Origin of the sequence: Hydrogenophaga sp. 2FB (assembly GCF_005503365.1) — a bacterium.
Taxonomy (GTDB): Bacteria; Pseudomonadota; Gammaproteobacteria; order Burkholderiales; family Burkholderiaceae_C; genus Hydrogenophaga.
Map to the genome: position 1 here is coordinate 32,842 of NZ_SCML01000011.1, position 21,905 is coordinate 54,746.

Sequence of the window (21,905 nt, forward strand, 5' to 3'; positions counted from 1 at the left end):
GTCAGCCACCGCCGTACTCCCGGCGAATGATCAGATACGCCCAGTCGAGCGGGCTCCACGGCGTCGCCGCCAGCACGCCCACGCCCACCGAGAACAGCGCCGTCAGCAGCACCGGCACCAGCAGCATCGGCTTGGCGTCGCGGCCGCGACCGTCCTCGTGCGGCCAGGGGCCGTTCTGGGGGCGGAACCAGGCGCGGTGCAACACCGGCAGGAAGTACATCGCATTGAGCAGGCTCGAGACGGCGAGCACGCCGATGGCCCACCATTGGCCCGCCTGCGCCGCGCCGGCGCCAAGGTAGAGCTTGCTGACGAAGCCGGCCACCGGCGGCACACCGATCATGCCGAGCGCGCCGACTGTGAAGGCGGCGGTGGTCAGCGGCATGCGCCGGCCGATGCCGTCCATCTCGCTGACGTGGTGCACGCCGAGCGTCTCGGCATAGTTGCCTGCGCTGAAGAACAGGGTGATCTTCATCAGCCCCTGGTGCACCAGGTGCACCAGCGCGCCTGTCGTCGCCACCGGCCCGAGCAGCGCCGTGCCGAGCACGATGTAGGAGACTTGGCTCACGGTGGAGTAGGCCAGGCGCTTCTTCAACTCGTCCTGCATCAGCGCGCGCAGCGATCCGTAGATGATCGTCACTGCGGCCACCATGGCCAGCGGCGTCAGCACGCCGAGTGTCGCGGCGAATTCGATGCCGAACATCTCGTAGACCACGCGCACGATGGCGAAGGCCCCCGCCTTGACCACCGCCACCGCGTGCAGCAGGGCCGACACCGGCGCCGGCGCGACCATTGCCTGCGGCAACCAGCCGTGCAGCGGCACCAGCGCGGCCTTGACGCCGAAGCCGGTCACCAGGGCGGCAAAGAGCAGCACCAGGGCCGTGGCATGGTCGGCGCCGAAAGGTTTCAGGTAGCCGCCGCCGACGAAGTCCTGCGGCCCGGTAAGCACCTGGCTGGCGGCCACCGCCAGCAGCAGCAGCGCGCCGGCCGGCACGGTGTAGAAGAGGTAGGTGCGCCCGGCCGCCAGCGCAGCCGGGGTGCCGCGGTGGATGACCAGCGGATAGGTCACCAGCGTGAGGATCTCGTAGAACACGAACAGCGTGAACAGGTTGCCTGCTAACGCGATGCCCGCGGTGGCCGAGACGCACAGGCTGAAGAAGCCGAAGAAGCGGCTGCGGTGCGGCGAATCTTCGAGGTAGCCGATCGCATAGACCGTGGTCAGCAGCCACAGCAGGGCCGATAGGGTCATGAAAAGCAGGCTCAGTTCGTCGGCGCGCAGCACCAGGTCCAGCCCGGGCAACACCGTCATGCGCGCTTCGTACTCGTGGAAGCGGCCGATGTTCCAGAGCATCATGCCGACCAGGCCCAGCTTGGCGAAGGCGCCCGCCAGGTTCAGCGTGGCGCGCAGCCCGCGCCGGTCTTCGGGCAGCAGGAAGATGACCAGCCCTGGCAGCAGCGAACTCGCCACCACCGCCAGCGGCACCCAGGCCTGCGCGCTCACGGCAGGGCCCCGACCGCGAGCAGGCGGCGCAGTGGTTCGCCTGCGGCAACCAGGGCCACGGCCACCAGAGCCAGGGCCAGGGCCGCCAGTTGCGGGGCCGCCGGCACCTCTGCCGAGGCCTTGTCGGCGGGGGCATCGGCGAAGGCCCGAGACAGGGCGTGGAACAGGAACGCGGCCGACAGCAGGCTGCCGGCCAGCACCACCGCCACGGCCCACCAGGCACCGGCGCGCACCGCGGCTTCGACCAGCGCGAACTTGCCGACGAAGCCGCCCGTGGGCGGCAGACCGACCAAGCTGAGCGCGGCCAGCGCGAAGGCGGTGGCGGTGATCGGCAGCCGCGAGCCGAAGCCTGCCATCGCGTCGATGCGGTCATGCCCGTAGGCGGCCAGCAGCGAGCCGGCGCACATGAACATCGAGGCCTTGGCCGCCGCATGGCTGGCCGCGAGCAGCACGGCGGCATGCATCGCCCCACCTGCCGAGCCCCCCGCCACCGCCAACGGCAGCGCGATCATCAAGTAGCCCAGTTGAGCCACGGTGGAGTAGGCGATCATGGCCTTGAGGCGCGCCTGGCGCAGCGCCTGCACGCCGCCCCAAAGCACGGCGAGCGCGCCCAGCGCACCCAGCAACGCGGGCACCACGCCAGCGCCCGGCAGGGGACCGAACAGGTCCAGCCACAGCCGCGCGAGCAGGTAGAAGCCGGCCTTGACGACCAGGGCCGACAACGCTGCCGACACCGGCGCCGGCGCCGAGCCGTGCGCCGGCGGCAGCCAGAAGTGAAGCGGGAAGATCGCGGTCTTGACGAGTAACCCGGCGGTCATCAGCGCCGCGGCCAGCCACACCGACAGGCCGGGCTGCAGGCTCTGGCGCAACTGCAGCAGGTCCATCGTCTGGTGCGCCGCGTACAACAGCTCGACGCCCAGAATGTAGAGCATGGAGCCCAGCAGCGCGAACAGCAGGTAGCGCAGTGCGGCGGCGGCCGCACCCGCGCCGGCCAGCGCCACCAGTGCCACCGCGGCCAGCCCGAGCAGTTCCAGCGTGACGTAGAGGTTGAACAGGTCGCCCGACAGGTACAGCGCGTTGAGCGCGCCCCAGGCCAGCAGCCACACCGGCCAGAACAGCCACTGGGTCGAGGCCGACGCCGGCGGCGCGACTTCGCCGGCCGGCCCGGGCGGGCCGGCGGTGAGGGCGTTTGGGTCGTGGTGGGCGTGGTGGCCAGCGGCACCGAAGTAGCGCCACGCGAAGACCGAGATGCCCGCGCCGATCACCGCGGTTATCAGCAGCATCGCTGCGGCCAGACCGTCGGCGCGCAACTCGATCCCCAGCGGCACTGCCCAGCCGCCGACCGCGACGTGCTGCATGCCACCCGTCATCACCTCCGCCGCCAGTGCGAACGCTGCCGCGACACCGAGCGCGCTCGTCAGCAGGCTGGCGGCCGCGGCGCCACGCTGGCCGGCCAGCAGCGCCGCCACCGCACCGGCCAACGGCACGACGAGCACTGTCACGAGCGATGCGCTGCCGGTCATGGCGAAGCGTCGTCGCGGTCTTCGGGCAGGCGCGGGCTGCCCTCGTGCACATGCATGCGCCGCAGCAGCGCCAGCGCCAGCGCGGTGGCGCTGACGGCGACGACGATGCCGGTCAGCACCATAGCGTGCGGCACCGGGTCGGGGCGGGTGGCGATATCGGTGGTACGCGAGGCCAGGGCGACCAGCATCATGAACACGCCCGAGCCCAGCACGTTCAGGCCGAGCAGGCGGCGCAGCACATGGCGCGCCGCCAGCGCCGCATACAGCCCCATCGCCACCAGCGCGATGCCGGCCAGGCCGTACAGCAGCGCCAGGCTCACGGTGCCGCCCCCGGGTCGGGGGCGCCGGGCACAGCACTCGGGTCAGCGGCAGTGTTCGGGGCGTTGGCGTCGTTCAGCGCTCGCTCGCGGCCGACGAACAGCGCCACCATGATGAGCGCAATCGACAGCATGGCGGCGGCCTCGATCACCAGGATGATGGCGCCGGCGTATTCGGGTGGAAAGGTCAAAAAGCCACCGCCGAGCAGGGCCGTCGCCACGCCGGCCGCCAGAAAAACCGCAAAGCCGAGCACGACGATCGCCCGCACCGCCCGGCTCGGGCCGAGCGAGAGCGGCCGCGCCAGGTGCCACAGCACGCCACCGGCGGCCAGCAGCGCCGCGCCCTGGAAGGCGCCTCCAGGTGCGTGCGCGCCGACCCACAGCAGGTAGCCGGCCACGATCACTGTCAGCGGCAGCAGCACGCGCAGCAGCAGCCCGAGCATAGGGTCAGCGGCAGGGCGCGGCAGCGCCGGCTCGGCTTCGAGGATCCACACGCCCAGCACGGCCAGCATCAGCACGCCGACCTCGAGCAGGGTATCGTAGCCGCGGTAGTTGAGCAGGGTGGCCGTCACCGGGTTGCTGACGCCGCTGGCCGGCAGCTGCTGCAGCGCCGGCTCGGCCAGGCCCGGCCAGCGCTCCGGCAGGGCCAGCGCCGAGGCCACCAGCAGCGCGGCCAGGCCGAGTGCCGCCAGCGCGATGCCGGCGCGCGCCGGCGTCAGGCCGAGCGGCCGCGCTTCGTCGGCGGCGCCCGAGCGGCCCAGCCGCGCCAGCGTATCGAGCAGCAGCGCGCCCGCCAGGCCAGCGCCGATCGCGGCTTCGGCCAGCGCGACATCGGGCGCGCCCAGCCGCACCCAGGCCAGCGACAGCAGCAGCCCGAAGACGATGAACTGCACGACGGCCTTGAACAGGTCGGCGCTGGCCAGTGCGCGCCAGCCCAGCCAGAGCAGCAGGACCACGAGCACGGCGTCGAAGACCTGCACCTCAGCGGCCATCGTCGCCTCCGGCGGCCGGCGCGCCGCCGTCCGCGCGCGCCGCCGAAGCCGTGGCCGAGCGTGCTACCAGGTAGCAGGCCACCGAGCTGGCGAACAGCACCAGCAGCCAGACCAGCAGCAGCTTAAGTACCTCCTGCGCATTGGCCGCCTGCAACATCAGGCCGGCCACGAGGAAGCCCAGGCCGAGGTTGTCGGCCTTGGTCAGCGCATGCAGCCGCGACAACAGGTCGGGCAGCCGCAGCACGCCGACGCTGCCGGCCAGGAAAAACAGTGCGCCGGCGCCGATCAGCGTCAGCGACAGTCCTTCACGCCAGGGGATGCCGGTCATGCTTGCGGCCCCTGTACCGGCCCGTTGACCGGGGTCGGGCCGGTGTCTGGTGGCGACGCCGGTATCGCCTCGGGTGGCGTCACGCCAATGCGCCGCACGAACACCGCACTGGCCACGCTGGCCAGCAGCGCCAACACCAGGGCCACGTCGAGCAGGGCGGGGGCGTCCGTCGCGCGCGCCAGCAGCAGCAGCACGGCCACGACGCCGGTGCCCAGCAACTGCGCGGCCAGCATGCGGTCGCCGTTGGACGGGCCACGTTCCACGCGCAGGAGGCCGAGCGCGATCGTCGCCAGCACCAGCGCGGCCATGATCCACAGTGCGGCGGCCATCCGCTCAGCCCTGACCGGGCGCTCCGGGCGCCACAGCGGGCAGTGCGAGCGAGAACAGGCCGGCGACGGCATCTTCGAGCGCTGCCAGTTCGGCGGCCACCGGCGCGCCGGTGTCGAGGGCGTGAATCAGCAGATCCCGCCCACCGACGTTTGCCACCAGCGTGCCCGGCAGCAGGCTCACGCAGAGCGCGAATAGCGAGCGTGCCGGTCCGTCCTCGGGCAGCCGCCAGAGGTACTGCACCAGGCCCGGTGCGACGCGCGGGTGCGACGCGCTGACGCGCCGAGCCACGTCCACACCACCGCGCAGTGACTCGCGCAGGAAGAAGGCCGCGAAGCGCAGCGCACCCGACAGGCTCAGGCCCCATGGCCCTCGCGGGGCCAGGGGCGTGAGCAGTGCCGCTGCCACGATCGTCGGAACACCGACGATCCAGGACGACGCCGTGCCGCCCGCCACGACCCACCAGAGCAGCGCCAGAGCAGCGAGGCGCCCGATCCATTGACTAGGCCGCGCCGATGCGGCCGTCGCCGGATCGGCGCTGAGGTTAGAGGATGCGTGCATGTGTTGTTCTTGCGTCCCGTGGCCGGGGTCGGGTTCGCGCCCGGGCGGGATCAGTCCGCCCGCTCCACAGGGACCACGGGCCGACACGTTGACATCAACGGCGACGTACCCTCGGTTCCGGAAGTCCAACTAAGAATAGCACGGCACCATGTCGACTCTGCGCCGCCAGGGTCGGGAGCGACCGACTGGGGCCAAGCGAGCCTAGCCGCAGAATGCCTCCAGCATGGAACCCTTGTCGGCCGCAATGGAGATCACTCGGGCGCTGCATCGCCAAGGTGGTTGAATGACCCCCTGCCGCGTGACGCCCGCGTCCGCCGCAGCGCGCTGCGCGGTCGGCACACCTAGCGCTACAACGGCCTGCGCCACGTGCTGCGGGCGAGCACGGGTGCGGTGCCGGTGCGACGGGCTTGTACGCGCGCTGCCGCGCTCAATCGGGACGTCTCAGGCGATGTAGCGGCGGTGTTCGTGCTGACCATCGCACGCGCTGGCTTCACCCGAGACCCCGCCGGTGCCGCGCGCGGCTACCGCCACACGTTCCTGGAGGTCGGGATGACCGGCGAGCGCCTGTACCTGAAGGCCGGCGCGCTCGGGCTGGGCGTGTGTGCAGTGGGCACCTTCTACGACGACGAGGCGGCCGCGCTGGTCGGCATCGACCCTACGCCAGAATGGCCGGTGCACTTCGTTACCCTGGGCTGGCCGGCGTGAAATCGACCACCCCTCCCCGCTGCGCGGGCACTCCCCCGTGGGGAGGCTCAGGCCGACGCTTGGGAGCGGCCCGGCGCTGGCCTGAGCACGCGCCAGATGTCCTTGAAGACCGCTTGTTCGACCTTGGCACGTTCCGCGCCCGGGCATGTGACGCGCACGACGAGAACCAACTGCCTAGGATCGGAGAAGTCCCAGGATACCCTGTTCCGGCCCGAAGGGTAGGCGATGAAGCTCTCGGCAGAGATCTTGCGGAAGTGGGCCAAGGCTTCGTCGCGCCAGGCGCTGGTGGCCTGATCGGCCGCCGCCAGGGCAGCCTCTTCGATTCGGTCCAGGTCGGACCCACTGCCTCTGGGAATGGGCATGCGGATGAGGTGCAGGGCGTACTCGCCGGTGGGTGAGTTGTTCTTCAGGGGAATGGTCAGCAGCAGCCCGTTTGGAAACTCGGCCGTCTTGCCCGTAACCTGCCCGGCGTGGTCCAGCTCGACCAGGGTGGTGGCAAACATGTCGATGTCGACGACCCGTCCGTGCAGCTGGTTGAACTCGATGAGATCGCCCACCTTGAAGGGTTGAACCAGGGTGACGTACAAGTAGCCCAGCACGCACATCACCAGGTCCTTGCTGACGATCAGCAGCGCACCGGCGACGGCCGCCACCGACAAAGCGAAGCCGGCGATCGTCGACGCCCAGACCGAGATGATGAGCAGCAGCACCAGGAACCAGATGACGTTGCGTGCCCACACCAGGTGCATGCGCCGCTTCTCGGCGGAGATTTCGCCGCGGGCCAGATAGCGGGCCCAGAGGTGAGACAGCGCCAGCCCGAGGCCGATCAGGATGGCGGTGGCAATGACCTTTTCCCATTGACCGGGAATGGCAGCGAACAGTTTTTCGAGGGTCGGGCTGGACATCGTGTAGCGTCGGCAGTTATCGAGGAGGCAGGCCAGGGGGCGTAATCGGCGCCCTGTCGATCCATGTGCTTCAGCCCCGAACCATGCACTGGGCGAGTCTGCCGCAAGTCAAGCGGACTTCACGATCAGCGTCGCGCGAATATTGTGCCAGCTTCGGGCTGCACGAGTCCTGGGGACGTCAGTCGGCAACGAGCAAGTGGATCAGCGTGCTACGTTTGAGAATCGCCGTGACCGCAGCGCGTGCGCCGCACAGACCGGTGAAGACTCTGAGAAGCACGCCTTCGCGCTTCTCGATGCTCAGGCGCCGGGCGTGCAAAGCCACCCCGGCGAGAGTCGCGGTCATGGCGAAGAGGAGGGTGCTTGTGTCCATGGACGAGGCCCGCGATCGGTATGGGCGCTGCGCAATGTGGGAAGCGCCACTGAGCCGGCCGATTGCACCTGGTCAGGCTGCGAGCCCGAGCCGCCGCCGCGACGGTGCCACACCGCGATGAGAAGGTGGGCGCCGGCACCCAGCGCCACGAGCAAGACGCGCCCGATGCCCCAGACCACCCAGGTCCCGCCGTCAAACCGTTGGCCAGCGCGGGCGCCGCCTGAAGCAGGCTGTCGACGAGGGGCCCGATGCCCGACAACTGCGAGGTAGGCCCCGAGGTACTTGCGTGCGCGGTAGGTGTACATGGCCATGGCCAGGCACATGCGCTTGTCGGTGACACAACTTCACTGGTCCAGGCCGAGGCGGCGCACGATCAGTTTCTCCACCTCGAGCACCAGGAGCACCAGGGCACCGACGGCGATGATCTGCGCGCCCACCTGGAGCGACAGCGCGCTGGTGTTGAACAGGGTCTGCATGAACGGTGCGTAGGTGAACACGAGTTGCAGCAGGAAGACGCCGGATACGGCGGCCAGCACTCGTGGCGTGCCCTGCACGCCGGTCCAGGTGAACGACGGCGACTTCAGGTAGCGCACGCTGAACAGGTAAAACACCTCCATCGCCACCAGGGTGTTGACGGCCACGGTGCGGGCTTCCTCGATGGCCGCGCCGCGCGCCAGTGACAGCTCGAACATGCCGAAGATGCCCAGCATGAACAGCGTCGAGACGAACACGATGCGCCAGATCACGAAGCCCGACAGCATGGGCTCGTCGGGCCGGCGCGGCGGCCGCGTCATCACGTCGGCCTCGGTCGGTTCGAAGGCCAGCACCATGGCCAGGCCGATCGAGCTGACCATGTTCACCCACAGGATCTGCGCTGGCAGGATTGGCAGGGCGATGCCCAGCAGCACGGCCAGCAGCAGTGTCAGCGACTCGCCGCCGTTGACGGGCAGCAGGAAGGTCACCGTCTTGCGCAGGTTGGTGTAGACGGTGCGGCCTTCTTCGACCGCATGCGCGATGGAGGCGAAGTTGTCGTCGGCCAGCACGATGGAGCCTGCCTGCTTGGCGGCCTCGGTGCCCTTCATGCCCATCGCCACGCCGACATCGGCTTGCTTCAGCGCCGGAGCGTCGTTGACGCCGTCGCCGGTCATGGCCACCACCTGGCCCTCGGCCTGCAGGGCACGCACCAGGCGCAGCTTGTGCTCGGGGCTGGCACGGGCGAAGACGGTCGTCTCGATCGCCATGCGGCGCAGCGCCAGGTCGTCGCAGGCCTCGACCTCGGCGCCGGTGGCGGCTTTCACGTCGCCGCCGCCCAGGCCGATCTGGCGCGCGATCGCGCTGGCCGTCACGGCGTGGTCGCCGGTGATCATCTTCACCTCGATGCCGGCGGCGCGGCACTGCGCCACGGCGCGGATCGCCTCGTCGCGCGGCGGGTCGATGATGCCCACCAGGCCGAGCAGGGTCAGCCCCTGTTGCACGTCGCCAAGCACCAAGCGTGCGTGGCCCGACGGCAGAACGCGCCGCGCCAGCGCCAGCACGCGCCGGCCCGCAGCGGCTTGCTCTTCGACCCGGGTGTGCCAGGCGGCGGCGTCGAAGGCTTGTTCGCGGCCCTGGTCATCGAACTGCGCCGCGCACATGGTGAACACCCGTTCGGGGGCCCCCTTGACGAACACCACGTTGCCTGCACCCGGGGTTGTACCTGGGGCATGCAGCGTGGCCATGTAGCGGTGCTCCGACTCGAACGGGATCACGTCCAGCCGCGGCTGCTGCGCCGCCAGCGCGGCGAGGTCGAAGCCGGCCTTGCGCGCCAGCGTCAGCAGCGCGCCTTCGGTGGGGTCGCCGGTCACGCTCCACTGCCCGGCACCGCCAGCGGCGCCGGCCTGCTCGCGCAAGCTGGCGTCGTTGCACAGCGCGCCGGCCTGCGCCAGGTCGCGCACCGCAGGCGGCCAGTCGGCGCACGGGCCGTCGGCCGTCTCCAGTCCGCCGTGCGGGGCATAGCCCGCGCCCTGCACGCGGTAGTTGCGTTCGGCCAGCACCACCTGCTGCACGGTCATCTCATTGCGGGTGAGGGTGCCGGTCTTGTCCGAGCAGATCACGGTCACCGAGCCCAGCGTCTCGACGGCCGGCAGGCGGCGGATCACCGCATGGCGCCTGGCCATGCGCTGCACTCCGATGGCCAGCGTGATGGTCATGATTGCGGGCAGTCCCTCGGGTATGGCGGCCACCGCCAGACCCACCGCAGCCATGAACATGTCGATGGCGGCGTAGTCGCGCACCAGCGTGCCAAAGCCGAACAGCAGCGCCGCCGTCGCCATGATCACCAAGCTCAGCACGCGGCCGAAATCGCTCATCTTGCGCAGCAGCGGGGTGGTGACGGCCTGCACCTCCTCCAGCAGGCGCCCGATACGGCCGATCTCGGTGCGCGCACCGGTGGCCACCACCACGGCGCGGGCCTGGCCCTGGGTGACCATGGTCGCGGCGTAGGCCATGCCCAAGCGGTCGCCGATGGGCGCCGCCTCGTCCACCTCAGCGGTGTCCTTGTCCACGGGCACCGACTCGCCCGTCAGCGCGGCCTCGTCGATGCGCAGGTTGCGCGCCTGCAGCAGCCGCAGGTCGGCCGGCACGCGGTCGCCCGAGGCGAGCAGAACGATGTCCCCGGGCACCAGGTCGGTGGCGTCGATGTCGTGCTGCGCGCCGTCGCGCAGCACCAGTGCGCGCGGCGAGAGCATGCGGCGGATGGCTTGCAGCGCGCGTTCGGCCTTGCCTTCCTGCACGAAGCCGATCACGGCGTTGAGCACCACCACTGCGACTATGACCCCGGTGTCGACCCAATGCCCCAGCAAGGCGGTAATGCTGGCTGCGCCCAGCAGCAGGTAGATCAGCAGGTTGTGGAACTGCAGTGCCAGGCGCCACATGGGGTGGGTCGGTTTCACCTCGGCCAGGCGGTTGGGCCCGTGCTCGGCCCGGCGGCGCGCCACGGCGGCTGCCGCCAGCCCGGCCGTCGCATCGGTTTGCAGGCGCTCCAGCACCTGCATGGCGTCCAGGGCATGCCAAGCAGCGTCGGGTTTCGGGGCAGGCGGGGTCATGTGGGCAATCCGGAATTCATCGGCAGCGTCATCGCTACATTGGACTGTACCCGCCCATGCGCACCTTGATAGCCGGCAATTCATGCTGATCGCCCACACGTTCGGCGCGCACATCGGCCTGTTCCAACTGGGCAGGTGGTTGTGGACCAATGGGCTGCGGTTGCCCGCAGGCCTGCCTTTGCGGGAGATGCTGGCGCACTCCTGCGGTGGAGCCGCTCCATCTTGGTACTGACCTAAGCCCGGCGTCCGTGATGACTGCAGCCGCGCTCTGTCAGCAGGCGCAGCGCAAGTGCACTGCAGCCGCGCGCGATCGGATTCCCGAAGCGGCCCTGACGAACGGCCTGCCCATCGACTGGTCCTCTGGGTCGTCGCCGATCGAACTGCCGCGGCATTCCGGCGTTATCACGCGACGCATCGCAGCCGTCGACCTTCCGCAGCAGAGGCCCGGACCGTGAGGTCGGGTGCCACCGCCTGGGGCCTCGGGCGCTGAGTTCGATGGGGTGCGCCTTCCAACTGGCAGGTGCTGCACGCCAGGGCCGCGAGGCGGTCCATGTCGAGGATTGCGATGGCGCGGTTTTCGACACGCACGCACTCCCGCAGCGAGCTTGAACCGAAGGAACGACTGACCGTCTCATGCGCGATGCCCAGGTAGCGGGCGATGTCACGCCGACCCATGGGCAGGTGGAAGAGGCGCGGTGATTGCCCCCGGGCGGCCATGTGCAGCGACTGCTGCATGAGAAAGCGGGCCATGCGCACCTCGGCAGCCATGGGAGCCATCAGCGCGATCTGTTCGTCGCGCCGTGACAACTGGCGGCTGAGCGCGAAGTGCAAGGCGCGATCGAACCCTCTGATGCGTTGGCCGAGCGCGGACAGATCCCGGACCGGTACCGCGTAGACGGTCACATCCTCGAGCGCGATCGCAGAGGTCGGATGTGCACCCACGCAAAGGGCATCGAAGCCGAGCAGTTCGGCACGGCCAGCGAACCCGAGCACATGCTCGGCGCCGTCTTCGGCGATGCGATGGCTCTTGAAGTGGCCGGTGCCCACGACATAGATCGACTCCGCGCGTGCGCCCTCGTGAAACAGCGTGTGGCCGGTGTGCAGCTGACGCATCAGGACCGGAGTTGACTCCGCGGCCCTCGAGTCGCTGGGTTCATCACCCAGCAGCCTCAGCAGGTCTGCCACGGTGCTTCGCACGCCCGTGCCTGCGCACCCAGGTAAGGCGAAAACGTCGCTCGTCAGGTGCTCCTCGCGCGCTTGTTGACAGGGGTTCATCATCCATCTCCCGAAGTTTCAATCGAACGGCCCTTGCGAACTGCCCTTGTATGGGCCGTCAGACCCGGCGGGTGCTGCGGGCCGTCACCTGGAAGTCGAGCCCGTACAGCAGGGGTTCCAGCAGTTCATGCTCATCGGGGTGCAGACCCCAATGGTCGATGGCGGCCAGCACGACGATGGACTCACCGTCGTCGATCTTGCCGTCCGCATTGACGACCGCTGTACACAGGCGCAGCACCAGGCGTTGCAGTGCCACGTCGTCGATAGCGGCGAGCATCTGTTCGATCATCCGGCCGTCGATCCGGCAGTCTGTGCCATGGGCGGCCGACCACAGCAGGTCGATGCACAACTCGTGGACGACGTCGTGCCATTCCAGGCGCGTCAGGCCCAGTTGTTCGTGGACCCGCATCGCTTCGAGCACGGCCACCTCGGAAGGCTTGACCTCGCCGTTCGAGATGAGTGCCAAGGCAACGAAATTGGCCGCGGCCTGTGGGCTGTTGCGGGGATAACGGCGCGTCGAGGAAGAATGCTTGTTCATGGTTGACCCTTCTGGTTGATCAGAGTTGGCTCCTTGCCCTATGGCCGGGCCGGGCCGGGCGTGCCTGGCACGGAGTCAGTCACGAGCCGAGTTTTTTCAGCGTGGCCTGGATGCCCGCGGCCTTGGCCGCCTCGCGGAACGTCTCGGTCGTGGGCAACAGGGGTTTGGGACTGGTGTCTTCCAGGAACAGCGCAGGCATCGCCTGTTGGGCCCGTGCTTGGGTCTGTGCCTGGGCGCTCGCGATCGAGCCGAACAGCCAGATGGTGATGGCCAGGAGCAGCCAGCCGGCGGTGTACAGGACGGGCTTTCGGAGCGAGCGGACCGAGGTTTGGGTTTTCATTGAAATTTCCTTGGAGTTGCAGAGAAGAAACTGAAGATGCTGTCGAGGATAGATATCCGGTGGCGAGGAATCCTGGGGGGGCTGCGTGGGCCCCGGCCCGACCTCGCGGGCAAGTCGCCTGAGTTCGTGTCGCGTTGTGCCTCCGGAGTCGGGGGGGCGGAGTCGCTGAACTCGCTGGCGACGTGACGCACGCTGTATTGCGAAGTGGGCGATCCGTCGGATGGGACAAGGACTCCCGGCATGGTGTTCATCCCTTCGGACAATGCCGGACCATCTGTCTCGGTGAGGCGCCGATCAGCAAGTCCGGTGGTTGATGTTCATCATCCCAGATGCTCGTCCTCGGGCAGCTGAGACCCCCGGGGCCGCCGCGCCTTGAACTCAGCGACGCGGGTTGCATGCCCCACAGCGCGAGCGCCGCCCCGAGCACCACCGACTCGCCCTCTGCAACGCGGCCGTCTGCCTCGATCACTGCGACGCAAAGGCACAGCACCGTGCGGCGCAGCCCGGGATCGGCGATCTCGGCCATCCGCTCGGCCAGCGAACGAGGGTCGACCTGACACGCGTCCGCCCAGGTCAGCTGCGCCGCTGAAAGCAATTCCTTCCAGCAGTCATGCACGACGACATGGAACTGCTCGGTTTCAAGCCCGAGTTGCGCGTGCGCGTCGAGTCGATCGAGCACGCCGACTTCGGCCATGCAAATGCCACCGTCGGCCAGCATGGCCAGCGCGACGATGCTGGCAGCCGCCTGCGGGCTGTTGGTCGGGTAGGGTTGCATGGCCCAATGTTCCTTGGATTGGCGTTGCTGCGGTCAGTCGAAGATCTCGCTCAACCACGATTTCTTGCGGTTGCTGCGTGGGTCTCGACCACGGTGTTGGTCGGAATCGGCAAAGTCGGGCCGCGATCGCCCGGCGCCGATCCGATCGGCCACCGGCGCCGCCGTCGCGGCGCGTTCGATCAGCTTGTCGAGCTCGCCGCGATCGAGCCACACGCCCCGGCACTGCGGGCAGTAGTCGATCTCGACGCCTTGGCGGTCTGTCATCACGAGGGTGGAGTCGGGGCAGTTCGGGCATTTCATGGTGTGCACCTCAATCGTTGTTGTTGCCGAAGCCGATCAACGCCAGCAGGCTGCTGAACAGGTTGTAGATCGACACGTACAGGCTGACCGTGGCCATGATGTAGTTCGTCTCGCCGCCGTTGACGATACGGCTGGTTTCGAACAGGATCAGGCCACCCATGAGCAAAACGAACGCCGCCGAGACGGTGAGCGACAGAGCAGGCACCTGGAAGTAGATGGCGCCCAGCCCGGCCAAGAAGGCGACGAGGATGCCGGCCAGCAGGAACCCGCTCATGAAGCTGAAGTCCTTGCGCGTGTTCAGGGCGTAGGCGGAAAGGCCGACGAAGATGATAGCCGTGCCGCCCATGGCCATCATCACCACCTGGTGTCCGTTGGGCATGGCCAGGTAATGGCTGACGATGGGGCCCAGCGTGTATCCCATGAAGCCGGTGAGCCCGAAGACGGCCGCCAGTCCCCAGGCGCTGTTGCGCAGCTTCGTGGTCGCGTACAACAGGCCGAAGAAGCCGAGCAGGGTGAGCACGATGCCGGGATGCGGCAACTTCAGCGCGGCACTGGTGGCCGCGATGGCGGCACTGAAGAACAGCGTCGCCGACAACAGGCCATAGGTGTTGCGCAGGACGCGGTTGGTGCTCAGCGTGCCTGGTGCGCCGGTCTGGGCAACCACCACCGGCAAGGTCCGCTCGGTTGTCATGCTCGTTCTCCTTCCGGATGTGCGGGGTGGGGTGTCGGGGCAAGTTCCTCTGGCGCGATGAGGTGGGCGTCGGCACGACCGGGCCGCCGATCGATGCGTGAGCGGTCGAGATGCTTGACCACCACGCGACCCAAGCGGTCCGCCGCGCGATCAATGACGGTGTAGAGGTCGGCTCCGAGTTCGTCGATGACCGCCACCGGTGCGTCCAGCAGATGCACCTGGATGCGACAGAACTTGTCGACGCCGCCTCGTGGGCCGTTCTCGTCGCCGATACGTACCACGACGCGCTGGATGCGGTCGCTGTGCCGGGTCAGCACGAAGCGCAACCGACGCTTGGCGTGATCGGCCAGTGCGCTGGTCAGTGGGAATCCCTGGCTGTGGATATCGACGTTCATGCGTTTCCTTTTCCGGTCACCCGATGGGGCGACATGGAAAATGTAGGGGCCTTTAGGAGAAAGAAAAAGCAGATAGATCTAGAATGTTTATTCGTAAAAGTCGGATGGTTGAAGCACCGGACGGGCCCGTTTTGCACCGCACAAGCGGGTTGGGACAGGCCGGTGGCTTGGGTGGCAACCCCGTGGTGGGCCTCTGCAGTAATCGGCAGGTGGGCGGCGGCGAAACCAGCGAGCCCGCATTTCTCGCAAGCACCCGGTTCGGCCGCGGGCTCGCGTGCAAAGTAACAGTCGTGACGACGTGTGGACACCCCGGAGCGAACCGGGTCCGTCAGCGCAGGGGCCCGCTTCCCGGTGGGGCGGCCGGCCCCCCGCGTCAGAATGGTTGTTGATCCTTCATGGAACAACCCCGGGAGCGGCGATGAAGCGCAGTCAGCGGATCATGTTCCGGGCCTCATACCCTTGGATCAACTGGCCCCGAGGGCGGCGCCGGTGGCCGCAGTGAGGGGTCCAGCTTCAGCGCCGCCTTGATCAACAGGTGGGCTGACACCGGGGCGGTCATGAAGAGGAAAAGGGCGATCAGCAACTCATGCAGGCTGGCCGTGCCCTGCGCCACGCTGAACCACAGCGACGAGGCGATCAGCACGCAGCCCACGCCCAGCGTCGTCGCCTTGGTGGGGCCGTGCAGGCGCTTCAGAAAGTCGGACAACTTGGCCAGCCCCCAGGAGCCGATCAGCGCAAATGCTGCGCCGATCACCACCAGGGCGGCCAGGAGTCCATCGAGCCACAGAGGCAGGTTGGTCACGGCTTCACTCCACGATATCGCCACGCAACAAGTACTTGGACAGCACGACGGTGCTGGCGAAGCCCAGCATCGCTATGAGCAGCGCGGCTTCAAAGTACAGCGGCGTGTCGCGTTGAATGCCGAGCAGCACAAGCAGCGCGATCGTGTTGATGTACAGCGTGTCGAGCGCCAGGATGCGGTCGACCAGCGACGGCCCTTTCAGCAGCCGCCAGGCGTTCAATGCCATTGCGAAGACGAAGGCCGCCATGGCCCAGGGCAGGACGGTGGCGAGCAGGTTCATCGGGCACTCCCTTCGAAGATGTCTTGCAGCGGCGCTTCGTAACGCGCCTTGATACCGGCGATCAGCGCCGCTTCGTCGTCGACGTTGAGCACATGGATCAACAGGTGACGCTGGTCTTCTGTCAGCTCCGACGACAACGTGCCCGGGGTCATCGTGATGATGCCGGCCAGCGCCACGATGCCGTGCGGGTCGGTGATCGACAAGGGCAGCCAGACGAAGGCCGGCTGGATCGCCGCCTCGCGGCCCAGGATGCGTCGGGCGACTTCGATGTTGGAGGTGACGATGTCCCACAGCACGACCCCGCCCAGCCGGACGATCTTCAACGGGTGCCGCAATGAGCCCTTGTTGGGACGCAAGGCCTCGGTGAACCAGGGAATCACCAGGGCCAGCAGGGCGCCGAGCGCCAGCTGGCCGAGCGACCACGACTGGTTCAGCAGCGGCCAGACGAGGAACAGCATGACGCTGAGCAGCGGGGCGGGGAGCAGTCGCTTCATGGCTTGCCCCCGCGCTCGCGCATCTCGCGCCGCACGTCGTTCGCAGCGGGCACCGGCTGCGCCCCGAGCACGGCGCGCAGATAGGCCTGGCGTTCGAACAACTGTGCCGCCGTGGCTTGCGTGTAGCGCGACAAGGGCCCTGCGGCCAGGCTGCAGGCGAGCATGGCCGCGAGCAGCAGCACCAGGGCCAGGCCGTGGCCGGCGTGCGGCGGCAGCGCGCCGGTTTCGATGGGGGATGATGCCTGCGCCGGCGTGGCCGGCGCCGGGCTCCAGAACAGCACCGAGCCGCTGCGCGCCAGGGCCACCATCACCAACAAGCTGCCGGCCAGCACGGCGGCGATGGTCCAGGCCCCCCAGACGGTCGGGCCAGCGGCCTGCAGCAGCAGCGCCTTGCCCATGAAACCGGCCAGAGGCGGCATGCCGGCAGCAGCCACGGCGCAGACGAGGAACGTCACGCCCAGGCGATGGCGGGAGCCGTCGAACGGCCCGGCGCGCAAGGTGTCGGCTGACTGTCCGCGCGCGTAGGCGATGCGGTCGACCAGCAGAAACAGGGTCGCCGCCACCAGCGTGCTGTTGACCATGTAGAACAGGCCAGCCGCCACGGTGGCGGGCTGCGCCAGGCCGACCGCCAGCAGCAGCGTGCCGGCCGAGCCGATGACCAGGTAGCCGATCTGCGTGCGCAGTTGCTGCGCCGCCAGCGCGCCGATCGCTGCCAGCGCGATGGTCGCCAGCGCCAGCGCAGGCAGCCACGGCCCGGCCACCCCGGCCGTCGGGCCACCGTCCTCGCCGAAGATCAGCGTGCTGACGCGCAACACGCTGTACACGCCCACCTTGGTCATCACTGCGAACAGCGCCGCTGCCGGGGCACACGCCGCGCCGTAGGTCGCCGGCAGCCAGAAATACAGCGGCAGCAGCGCGGCCTTGACGAAGAACACCACCAGCAGCAGCAAGGCCGCGCTCTGCAGCAGCAGCCCCCGATCCGCCGGCAGATGGGCCATGCGCTGTGCCATGTCGGCCATGTTCAGCGTGCCGGTCAGTCCGTACAGCAGGCTCACGGCGATCAGGAACAGCGCCGCGCCGGCGAGGTTGAAGCCGACATAGTGCAGCGACGCCCTCAGCCGCGCCAAGCCCGCCCCGTGCAGCAACAGGCCATAGGACGAGATCAGCAGGACTTCGAAGAACACGAACAGGTTGAACAGGTCGGCGGTCAGGAAAGCGCCGTTCAGGCCCATCAGCTGAAACTGGAACAGGGCGTGGAAGTGCGGGCCGCGCCGGTCATCACCGCCGCGGGCGTAGAGCAGGGCCGCCAGTGCGACGCCGGCGGTCAGCGTCAGCATCAGCGCCGACAACCGGTCCAGCACCAGCGAGATGCCGAAGGGCGCCGCCCAGTTGCCCACCAGGTAGGCCTGGACGCCGCCGCGATCGGCTTGCACCAGCAGGGCGATCGCCACGGCCAGCAGGGCGGCGGTGGCGACGCCGCTGATGCGTGCAGCCAGCGCCGGGGCACGGCCGCCGATCAGCACCAAAGTGGCGCCGCACATCAGCGGCAAGACGACCGGCGCGATGATCCAGTGGTTCATGGCCGCCCTTCGTGTGCCGCCGGCTCGTCCGTTTGCGGCTCGGCACCATCGACGTGGTCGGAATCGGTCTGGGCCCGGGTGCGCAGCGCGATCACCAGCATCACGGCCGTCAACGCAAAGCCGATCACGATGGCGGTCAGCACCAGGGCCTGCGGCAAGGGGTCGGCATAGTTGGCCAGCGTGGCGGCGCGCTGGCCATCGACGATGGGCGCGGCATTGATCCTGATGCGCCCCATCAGGAAGATGAACAGGTTGACCGCATAGCCGAGCAAGGTCAGGCCGAGGATCAGGTCGAAGGTGCGCGCGCGCAGCATCAGGTAGACGCCGCCGGCGGTGAGCGTGCCCACCATGATGGCCAGCATCGCGGCCATCATGGCTTCACCCCCGCAGCACCGGCCGCGCTCAGCTGCCCCAGCGACACCAGCGCCGTCATCGTCGCGCCGACCACGGTGAGAAAGACCCCCAGGTCGAACAAGGCCGCGCTGGCCAGCGGCACCGCACCGACCAGCGGCCACAGCGGGTAGTCGTAGCTGCTGGTCAGGAACGGCGCGCCGAAGAACCAACTGCCCAGGCCGGTGGCCCCGGCCACCAGCAGCCCGGCGCCGATCCAGGGCTGGTAGTCGGTGTTCATGCGCCCGGACACGAAACCCTGGCCATTGGCGACGAACTGCATCACCAGGGCGATCGCCAGCACCAGACCAGCGATGAAACCGCCGCCCGGCAGGTTGTGCCCACGCAGGAACAGGTACGCGGAGACCATGGCCGCCAGCGGCAGCAACAGGCGCACGATCAGCGCCAGCATCAGCGGGTGGCGGTCTTCCGCGCGCAGGGCCCGCGGCGGCACGGCGGCGAGGTGGGTCGGGCGCCAACCGGACAGCAGCGCCTGGATGATCAGCCCCGCCACGCCCAGCACGGTGATCTCGCCCAGCGTGTCGTAGCCGCGGTAGTCGACCAGGATCACGTTCACCGTGTTGGCGCCGCCGCCCAGCGACTGGGTGGTCGCCAGGAAGTACGGCGAGATCGGCTCGAACGGCCGCGCCAGCACCGCCCACACCAGCGCCGCGACGCCGCCGCCTGCCGCCAGCGCGACCAGCGCATCGCGAGCGCGCCGCAGCCCTTGGCCGCGCGGCGCCGCAGGCGACTCGGCCGGCAGCCAGTGCAGCGCCAGCATCATTAGAATGATGGTCGCCACCTCCACCAGCAACTGCGTCAGCGCCAGATCGGGCGCCGAGAAATACACGAAGGCCAGGCTCACCACCAGCCCTACCGCGCCCAGCAGCAACAGCGCCAGCAGCCGTTGGCGGTGGAACCGCACCGTGGCCAACGTTGTCGCCAGGCCGATGACCCAGGCGACGATGAAGCCGAAGCTCACCGGTGGGCCGTCGGGCATGTCCACGGCCGTCTGCGTGCCGCCCAGCGCGAAGGGAAGCGCCCCCGCGATGAGCGAAACCACCACCAGCACCAGCAGGTAGCGCTGCAACGAGTCGTTCTGCAGCTCGCCGGTGACGCGCCGTGCCAGCGCCCGGCCGCGATCCAGCGCCAGCGCGAACAGATCGCGCCCGCCGGCCTTCGGCGTCGCGGGCGCTCGCTCCAGCGTGTGCAGGTTGACGCGCCGCTGCAGCACGAAGTACAGCGCCACACCGCCCACCAGCGCCAGCGCGCTCATGCCCAGCGCGAGATTCAGGCCGTGCCAAATCGCCAGCGTGTAGGCCGGCAGCGTGCCCTCGAACCCACCGAACAGGGCGGCATTGGCGCCGACGGCCAGCAGCGGGCCGATGGACAGCGCGGGCATCAGGCCGACCACCAGGCACAGCACGACCAGGACCTCGACCGGCACGCGCATGAAACGCGGCGGCTCGTGGGGTGTCTTGCTCAATCCGACCGGTTCGCCGTTGAAGAACACGTCATGGATGAAACGCAGGCTGTAGGCCACGCTGAACATCGCCGCCAGCGTCGCGCCGGCCGGCAGCAGCCATTGCATGAGGGCTGTGCTCTGTTTGGCCGCCGCTTCGGCGAAGAACATCTCCTTGCTCAGGAAGCCGTTGAGCAGCGGCACGCCCGCCATCGCCCCCGCAGCGACCATGGCCAGCGCGCCGGTCCACGGCATGCTCTTCCACAGGCCGTTGAGCCGGCGCATGTCGCGGGTGCCGGTCTCGTGGTCGATGATGCCAGCGGCCATGAACAGCGAGGCCTTGAAGGTGGCGTGGTTGAGGATGTGGAACACACCCGCCACAACGGCCAGCGGCTCGTCCAGTCCGAACAGCAACGTGATCAGGCCGAGGTGGCTTATCGTGGAATAGGCCAGCAGCCCCTTCAGGTCGTGCTGGAACAGTGCCAAGTAGGCGCCCAGCAGCAGCGTGGCCAGGCCCGTCAGCGAGACGATCCAGAACCACGGCTCGCTGCCACCCAGTGCCGGGTACAGGCGCGCCAGCAGGAACACGCCGGCCTTCACCATCGTGGCCGAATGCAGGTAGGCCGACACCGGCGTCGGCGCGGCCATGGCGTGCGGCAGCCAGAAATGGAACGGGAACTGCGCGCTCTTCGTGAAGCAGCCAAGCAGCACCAGCACCAGCGCCGGCAGGTACATCGGGTGCGCGCGCAGCAGGTCGCCGGACTTCAGTACCACGTCGAGATCGGTCGAGCCGACGATGTGCCCGATCAGCAGCACGCCGGCCAGCAGGCACAGCCCGCCCGCACCGGTCACGGTCAGCGCCATGCGTGCACCTTCGCGGGCGTCGGTGCGATGCTGCCAGTAGCCGATCAGCAGGAACGACGACAGGCTCGTCAGTTCCCAGAACACCACCAGCAGGATCAGGTTGTCGGCCAGCACCACGCCCAGCATGGAGCCCATGAACAACATCAGGAACAGAAAGAATCGGGCCGGGGGATCTTCCGCGGCGAGGTAGTAGGCGGCGTACAGCACCACCAGCGCACCGATGCCGGTGATCAACAGCGTGAACAGCCACGCCAGCCCGTCCATGCGAAAGCCGAACTTAAGGCCCAGCGTCGGCAGCCAGTCGACGGACCAGCGCAGCACCTCGCCGCCGAACACGGCCGGCGCGGCCGCGAGCATCGCAATGAACACGAGCAAGGTCACGGCGCCCGCCAGCCACGCGGCCGTTCGCCGCTGGCGGTTGTCGACGCCGGCGATCAGCGCGGCGCCCGCAAAGGGTGTCAGCGCCAGCCAGGGCAGCAGCGCGCCGCTGCTCATGGGCTACAAGTGACCGCTGGCGGGGCCGGCTGCAGGATATCCAGGACCAAGGTCACTGCGGCGAGCGGCAGCATGAAACTCAGCGTGACCCAGCTGTCGAAGGTGTTGCTGCCGATCACATTGCCGGTGGCGATGCTGGTGCGCCCCTCCATCGCGGTGCCCAACGACACTGGGAGTCTCGGCCCGCTGGTGCCCAGGGCGACGATGGTCAGGCTCACCACCACCACCAGCTGCGAGATTCCGAACGAGAGCACCAGTCGCGACGCACCGCGCGCCAGCAGGTCGGCGCCGACCACCAGCGCCGCCAGCCTACCGAAGAGAATCTGAATCTGGATCATCATGTTGAAGCGATAGGCTGACGCCGCTCGGAGCGGCCGTCTCGATTATGTGGCATGGTAGCTGGTCACCTTGAATCCGCAGAACCACTCTCCCGTCGCCCTGCACACGGCTCGTGCGACCTGAGTGCCATCGAAGAAAAGGCCTTGCACCCAAATCGCGTTGCTGCCTCTGGTCGCCGGGCTGGCCGGGTTCGGCGTGGTGCAGGTGCTTGACCAGATCGATGTGCTGTCGCAGATCGAATTCATGGTACTGCTGTTTGTAGTCGGCCCCAAGCTC

General features: G+C 68.7%; 25 protein-coding genes. 1 reads left to right on the top strand and 24 read right to left on the bottom strand.

Going from position 1 to position 21,905, the window contains the following annotated elements; translation table 11 throughout:
- Position 1: 1 nt before the first annotated feature.
- The 7 genes from FFS09_RS08740 to FFS09_RS08770 are packed head-to-tail and all read right to left on the bottom strand — an operon-like array spanning position 2 to position 5,546.
- Positions 2 to 1,498, bottom strand: coding sequence for a proton-conducting transporter transmembrane domain-containing protein (locus FFS09_RS08740; RefSeq protein ID WP_137918477.1), 1,497 nt, complete (start codon positions 1,496 to 1,498; stop codon positions 2 to 4).
- On the bottom strand, positions 1,495 to 3,021 hold the full coding sequence (locus tag FFS09_RS08745) for a complex I subunit 5 family protein (protein WP_137918478.1): 1,527 nt from the start codon (positions 3,019 to 3,021) through the stop codon (positions 1,495 to 1,497). Before FFS09_RS08745 ends, FFS09_RS08740 begins: the two co-directional genes overlap by 4 nt.
- Complete coding sequence (locus FFS09_RS08750; protein WP_171019932.1) at positions 3,018 to 3,341, bottom strand: NADH-quinone oxidoreductase subunit K; 324 nt, start codon at positions 3,339 to 3,341, stop codon at positions 3,018 to 3,020. Before FFS09_RS08750 ends, FFS09_RS08745 begins: the two co-directional genes overlap by 4 nt.
- Complete coding sequence (locus FFS09_RS08755) at positions 3,338 to 4,330, bottom strand: hydrogenase subunit MbhD domain-containing protein (protein ID WP_137918479.1); 993 nt, start codon at positions 4,328 to 4,330, stop codon at positions 3,338 to 3,340. The genes FFS09_RS08750 and FFS09_RS08755 overlap by 4 nt, the downstream gene beginning before the upstream one ends.
- Positions 4,320 to 4,658, bottom strand: a complete 339-nt coding sequence (locus FFS09_RS08760) for a cation:proton antiporter (RefSeq protein ID WP_137918480.1) — start codon at positions 4,656 to 4,658, stop codon at positions 4,320 to 4,322. Before FFS09_RS08760 ends, FFS09_RS08755 begins: the two co-directional genes overlap by 11 nt.
- On the bottom strand, positions 4,655 to 4,987 hold the full coding sequence (locus FFS09_RS08765) for an MrpF/PhaF family protein (RefSeq protein ID WP_137918481.1): 333 nt from the start codon (positions 4,985 to 4,987) through the stop codon (positions 4,655 to 4,657). Before FFS09_RS08765 ends, FFS09_RS08760 begins: the two co-directional genes overlap by 4 nt.
- Before the next feature lie 4 nt (positions 4,988 to 4,991).
- A complete protein-coding gene (locus FFS09_RS08770) occupies positions 4,992 to 5,546 on the bottom strand; it encodes a Na+/H+ antiporter subunit E (RefSeq protein WP_137918482.1) in 555 nt (184 codons plus the stop codon).
- Positions 5,547 to 5,942: 396 nt separating this feature from the next.
- Between FFS09_RS08770 and FFS09_RS08775 the strand changes: the two genes are divergently transcribed.
- The gene (locus FFS09_RS08775) at positions 5,943 to 6,251 is read left to right on the top strand and encodes a nitroreductase family protein (protein ID WP_171019933.1); all 309 of its coding nucleotides are present in this window, start codon (positions 5,943 to 5,945) and stop codon (positions 6,249 to 6,251) included.
- A 47-nt stretch (positions 6,252 to 6,298) separates the two neighbouring features.
- Here the strand turns inward: FFS09_RS08775 and FFS09_RS08780 are convergent, their stop codons facing one another.
- The 17 genes from FFS09_RS08780 to FFS09_RS08860 all read right to left on the bottom strand — a co-directional run bounded on the left by FFS09_RS08780 (position 6,299) and on the right by FFS09_RS08860 (position 21,631).
- Positions 6,299 to 7,156 (bottom strand): mechanosensitive ion channel family protein, encoded by an 858-nt coding sequence (locus tag FFS09_RS08780; RefSeq protein ID WP_137918484.1) that lies wholly within the window; start codon positions 7,154 to 7,156, stop codon positions 6,299 to 6,301.
- A 178-nt stretch (positions 7,157 to 7,334) separates the two neighbouring features.
- On the bottom strand, positions 7,335 to 7,499 hold the full coding sequence (locus FFS09_RS30575) for a hypothetical protein (protein WP_212745079.1): 165 nt from the start codon (positions 7,497 to 7,499) through the stop codon (positions 7,335 to 7,337).
- Between the two features lie 371 nt (positions 7,500 to 7,870).
- The gene (locus FFS09_RS08790; protein WP_137918485.1) at positions 7,871 to 10,609 is read right to left on the bottom strand and encodes a cation-transporting P-type ATPase; all 2,739 of its coding nucleotides are present in this window, start codon (positions 10,607 to 10,609) and stop codon (positions 7,871 to 7,873) included.
- Between the two features lie 402 nt (positions 10,610 to 11,011).
- On the bottom strand, positions 11,012 to 11,722 hold the full coding sequence (locus FFS09_RS08795; RefSeq protein WP_171019935.1) for a Crp/Fnr family transcriptional regulator: 711 nt from the start codon (positions 11,720 to 11,722) through the stop codon (positions 11,012 to 11,014).
- A 220-nt stretch (positions 11,723 to 11,942) separates the two neighbouring features.
- Positions 11,943 to 12,422, bottom strand: a complete 480-nt coding sequence (locus tag FFS09_RS08800; protein WP_137918487.1) for a TerB family tellurite resistance protein — start codon at positions 12,420 to 12,422, stop codon at positions 11,943 to 11,945.
- Positions 12,423 to 12,501: 79 nt separating this feature from the next.
- The gene (locus FFS09_RS08805; RefSeq protein WP_137918488.1) at positions 12,502 to 12,762 is read right to left on the bottom strand and encodes a hypothetical protein; all 261 of its coding nucleotides are present in this window, start codon (positions 12,760 to 12,762) and stop codon (positions 12,502 to 12,504) included.
- A gap of 247 nt (positions 12,763 to 13,009) precedes the next feature.
- Complete coding sequence (locus FFS09_RS08810) at positions 13,010 to 13,537, bottom strand: tellurite resistance TerB family protein (protein WP_137918489.1); 528 nt, start codon at positions 13,535 to 13,537, stop codon at positions 13,010 to 13,012.
- 33 nt (positions 13,538 to 13,570) lie between these two features.
- Positions 13,571 to 13,837 (bottom strand): TFIIB-type zinc ribbon-containing protein, encoded by a 267-nt coding sequence (locus FFS09_RS08815; RefSeq protein ID WP_137918490.1) that lies wholly within the window; start codon positions 13,835 to 13,837, stop codon positions 13,571 to 13,573.
- 10 nt (positions 13,838 to 13,847) lie between these two features.
- Positions 13,848 to 14,528 carry a Bax inhibitor-1/YccA family protein gene (locus tag FFS09_RS08820; RefSeq protein ID WP_137918491.1) on the bottom strand — a complete coding sequence of 227 codons (681 nt, stop codon included), beginning with the start codon at positions 14,526 to 14,528 and terminating at the stop codon, positions 13,848 to 13,850.
- Positions 14,525 to 14,923, bottom strand: coding sequence for an HPF/RaiA family ribosome-associated protein (locus tag FFS09_RS08825; protein ID WP_137918492.1), 399 nt, complete (start codon positions 14,921 to 14,923; stop codon positions 14,525 to 14,527). The genes FFS09_RS08820 and FFS09_RS08825 overlap by 4 nt, the downstream gene beginning before the upstream one ends.
- A 451-nt stretch (positions 14,924 to 15,374) precedes the next feature.
- A complete protein-coding gene (locus FFS09_RS08830) occupies positions 15,375 to 15,725 on the bottom strand; it encodes a Na+/H+ antiporter subunit G (RefSeq protein ID WP_212745080.1) in 351 nt (116 codons plus the stop codon).
- A 4-nt stretch (positions 15,726 to 15,729) separates the two neighbouring features.
- Entirely contained in the window at positions 15,730 to 15,999 is a 270-nt protein-coding gene (locus FFS09_RS08835) for a K+/H+ antiporter subunit F (RefSeq protein WP_289509296.1), read from the bottom strand.
- 2 nt (positions 16,000 to 16,001) lie between these two features.
- Positions 16,002 to 16,499 carry a Na+/H+ antiporter subunit E gene (locus FFS09_RS08840; RefSeq protein WP_137918494.1) on the bottom strand — a complete coding sequence of 166 codons (498 nt, stop codon included), beginning with the start codon at positions 16,497 to 16,499 and terminating at the stop codon, positions 16,002 to 16,004.
- Positions 16,496 to 18,079 (bottom strand): monovalent cation/H+ antiporter subunit D, encoded by a 1,584-nt coding sequence (locus FFS09_RS08845; protein ID WP_137918495.1) that lies wholly within the window; start codon positions 18,077 to 18,079, stop codon positions 16,496 to 16,498. Before FFS09_RS08845 ends, FFS09_RS08840 begins: the two co-directional genes overlap by 4 nt.
- Positions 18,076 to 18,450, bottom strand: coding sequence for a Na+/H+ antiporter subunit C (locus FFS09_RS08850; RefSeq protein ID WP_137918562.1), 375 nt, complete (start codon positions 18,448 to 18,450; stop codon positions 18,076 to 18,078). The genes FFS09_RS08845 and FFS09_RS08850 overlap by 4 nt, the downstream gene beginning before the upstream one ends.
- Positions 18,450 to 21,290 (bottom strand): monovalent cation/H+ antiporter subunit A, encoded by a 2,841-nt coding sequence (locus FFS09_RS08855; RefSeq protein ID WP_137918496.1) that lies wholly within the window; start codon positions 21,288 to 21,290, stop codon positions 18,450 to 18,452. The genes FFS09_RS08850 and FFS09_RS08855 overlap by 1 nt, the downstream gene beginning before the upstream one ends.
- Positions 21,287 to 21,631 carry a calcium:cation antiporter family protein gene (locus FFS09_RS08860; RefSeq protein ID WP_252374295.1) on the bottom strand — a complete coding sequence of 115 codons (345 nt, stop codon included), beginning with the start codon at positions 21,629 to 21,631 and terminating at the stop codon, positions 21,287 to 21,289. Before FFS09_RS08860 ends, FFS09_RS08855 begins: the two co-directional genes overlap by 4 nt.
- Positions 21,632 to 21,905 lie beyond the last annotated feature (274 nt).

Excerpts from the sequence above, each read along its gene's own strand:
- FFS09_RS08745 (WP_137918478.1), bottom strand. The coding sequence starts at position 3,021 with ATGACCGGCAGCGCATCGCTCGTGACAGTGCTCGTCGTGCCGTTGGCC.
- FFS09_RS08755 (WP_137918479.1), bottom strand. The coding sequence starts at position 4,330 with ATGGCCGCTGAGGTGCAGGTCTTCGACGCCGTGCTCGTGGTCCTGCTG.
- FFS09_RS08760 (WP_137918480.1), bottom strand. The coding sequence starts at position 4,658 with ATGACCGGCATCCCCTGGCGTGAAGGACTGTCGCTGACGCTGATCGGC.
- FFS09_RS08765 (WP_137918481.1), bottom strand. The coding sequence starts at position 4,987 with ATGGCCGCCGCACTGTGGATCATGGCCGCGCTGGTGCTGGCGACGATC.
- FFS09_RS08770 (WP_137918482.1), bottom strand. The coding sequence starts at position 5,546 with ATGCACGCATCCTCTAACCTCAGCGCCGATCCGGCGACGGCCGCATCG.
- FFS09_RS08780 (WP_137918484.1), bottom strand. The coding sequence starts at position 7,156 with ATGTCCAGCCCGACCCTCGAAAAACTGTTCGCTGCCATTCCCGGTCAA.
- FFS09_RS30575 (WP_212745079.1), bottom strand. The coding sequence starts at position 7,499 with ATGACCGCGACTCTCGCCGGGGTGGCTTTGCACGCCCGGCGCCTGAGC.
- FFS09_RS08790 (WP_137918485.1), bottom strand. The coding sequence starts at position 10,609 with ATGACCCCGCCTGCCCCGAAACCCGACGCTGCTTGGCATGCCCTGGAC.
- FFS09_RS08795 (WP_171019935.1), bottom strand. The coding sequence starts at position 11,722 with ATGCGTCAGCTGCACACCGGCCACACGCTGTTTCACGAGGGCGCACGC.
- FFS09_RS08800 (WP_137918487.1), bottom strand. The coding sequence starts at position 12,422 with ATGAACAAGCATTCTTCCTCGACGCGCCGTTATCCCCGCAACAGCCCA.
- FFS09_RS08805 (WP_137918488.1), bottom strand. The coding sequence starts at position 12,762 with ATGAAAACCCAAACCTCGGTCCGCTCGCTCCGAAAGCCCGTCCTGTAC.
- FFS09_RS08810 (WP_137918489.1), bottom strand. The coding sequence starts at position 13,537 with ATGCAACCCTACCCGACCAACAGCCCGCAGGCGGCTGCCAGCATCGTC.
- FFS09_RS08815 (WP_137918490.1), bottom strand. The coding sequence starts at position 13,837 with ATGAAATGCCCGAACTGCCCCGACTCCACCCTCGTGATGACAGACCGC.
- FFS09_RS08820 (WP_137918491.1), bottom strand. The coding sequence starts at position 14,528 with ATGACAACCGAGCGGACCTTGCCGGTGGTGGTTGCCCAGACCGGCGCA.
- FFS09_RS08825 (WP_137918492.1), bottom strand. The coding sequence starts at position 14,923 with ATGAACGTCGATATCCACAGCCAGGGATTCCCACTGACCAGCGCACTG.
- FFS09_RS08840 (WP_137918494.1), bottom strand. The coding sequence starts at position 16,499 with ATGAAGCGACTGCTCCCCGCCCCGCTGCTCAGCGTCATGCTGTTCCTC.
- FFS09_RS08845 (WP_137918495.1), bottom strand. The coding sequence starts at position 18,079 with ATGAACCACTGGATCATCGCGCCGGTCGTCTTGCCGCTGATGTGCGGC.
- FFS09_RS08850 (WP_137918562.1), bottom strand. The coding sequence starts at position 18,450 with ATGGCCGCGATGCTGGCCATCATGGTGGGCACGCTCACCGCCGGCGGC.
- FFS09_RS08855 (WP_137918496.1), bottom strand. The coding sequence starts at position 21,290 with ATGAGCAGCGGCGCGCTGCTGCCCTGGCTGGCGCTGACACCCTTTGCG.
- FFS09_RS08860 (WP_252374295.1), bottom strand. The coding sequence starts at position 21,631 with ATGATGATCCAGATTCAGATTCTCTTCGGTAGGCTGGCGGCGCTGGTG.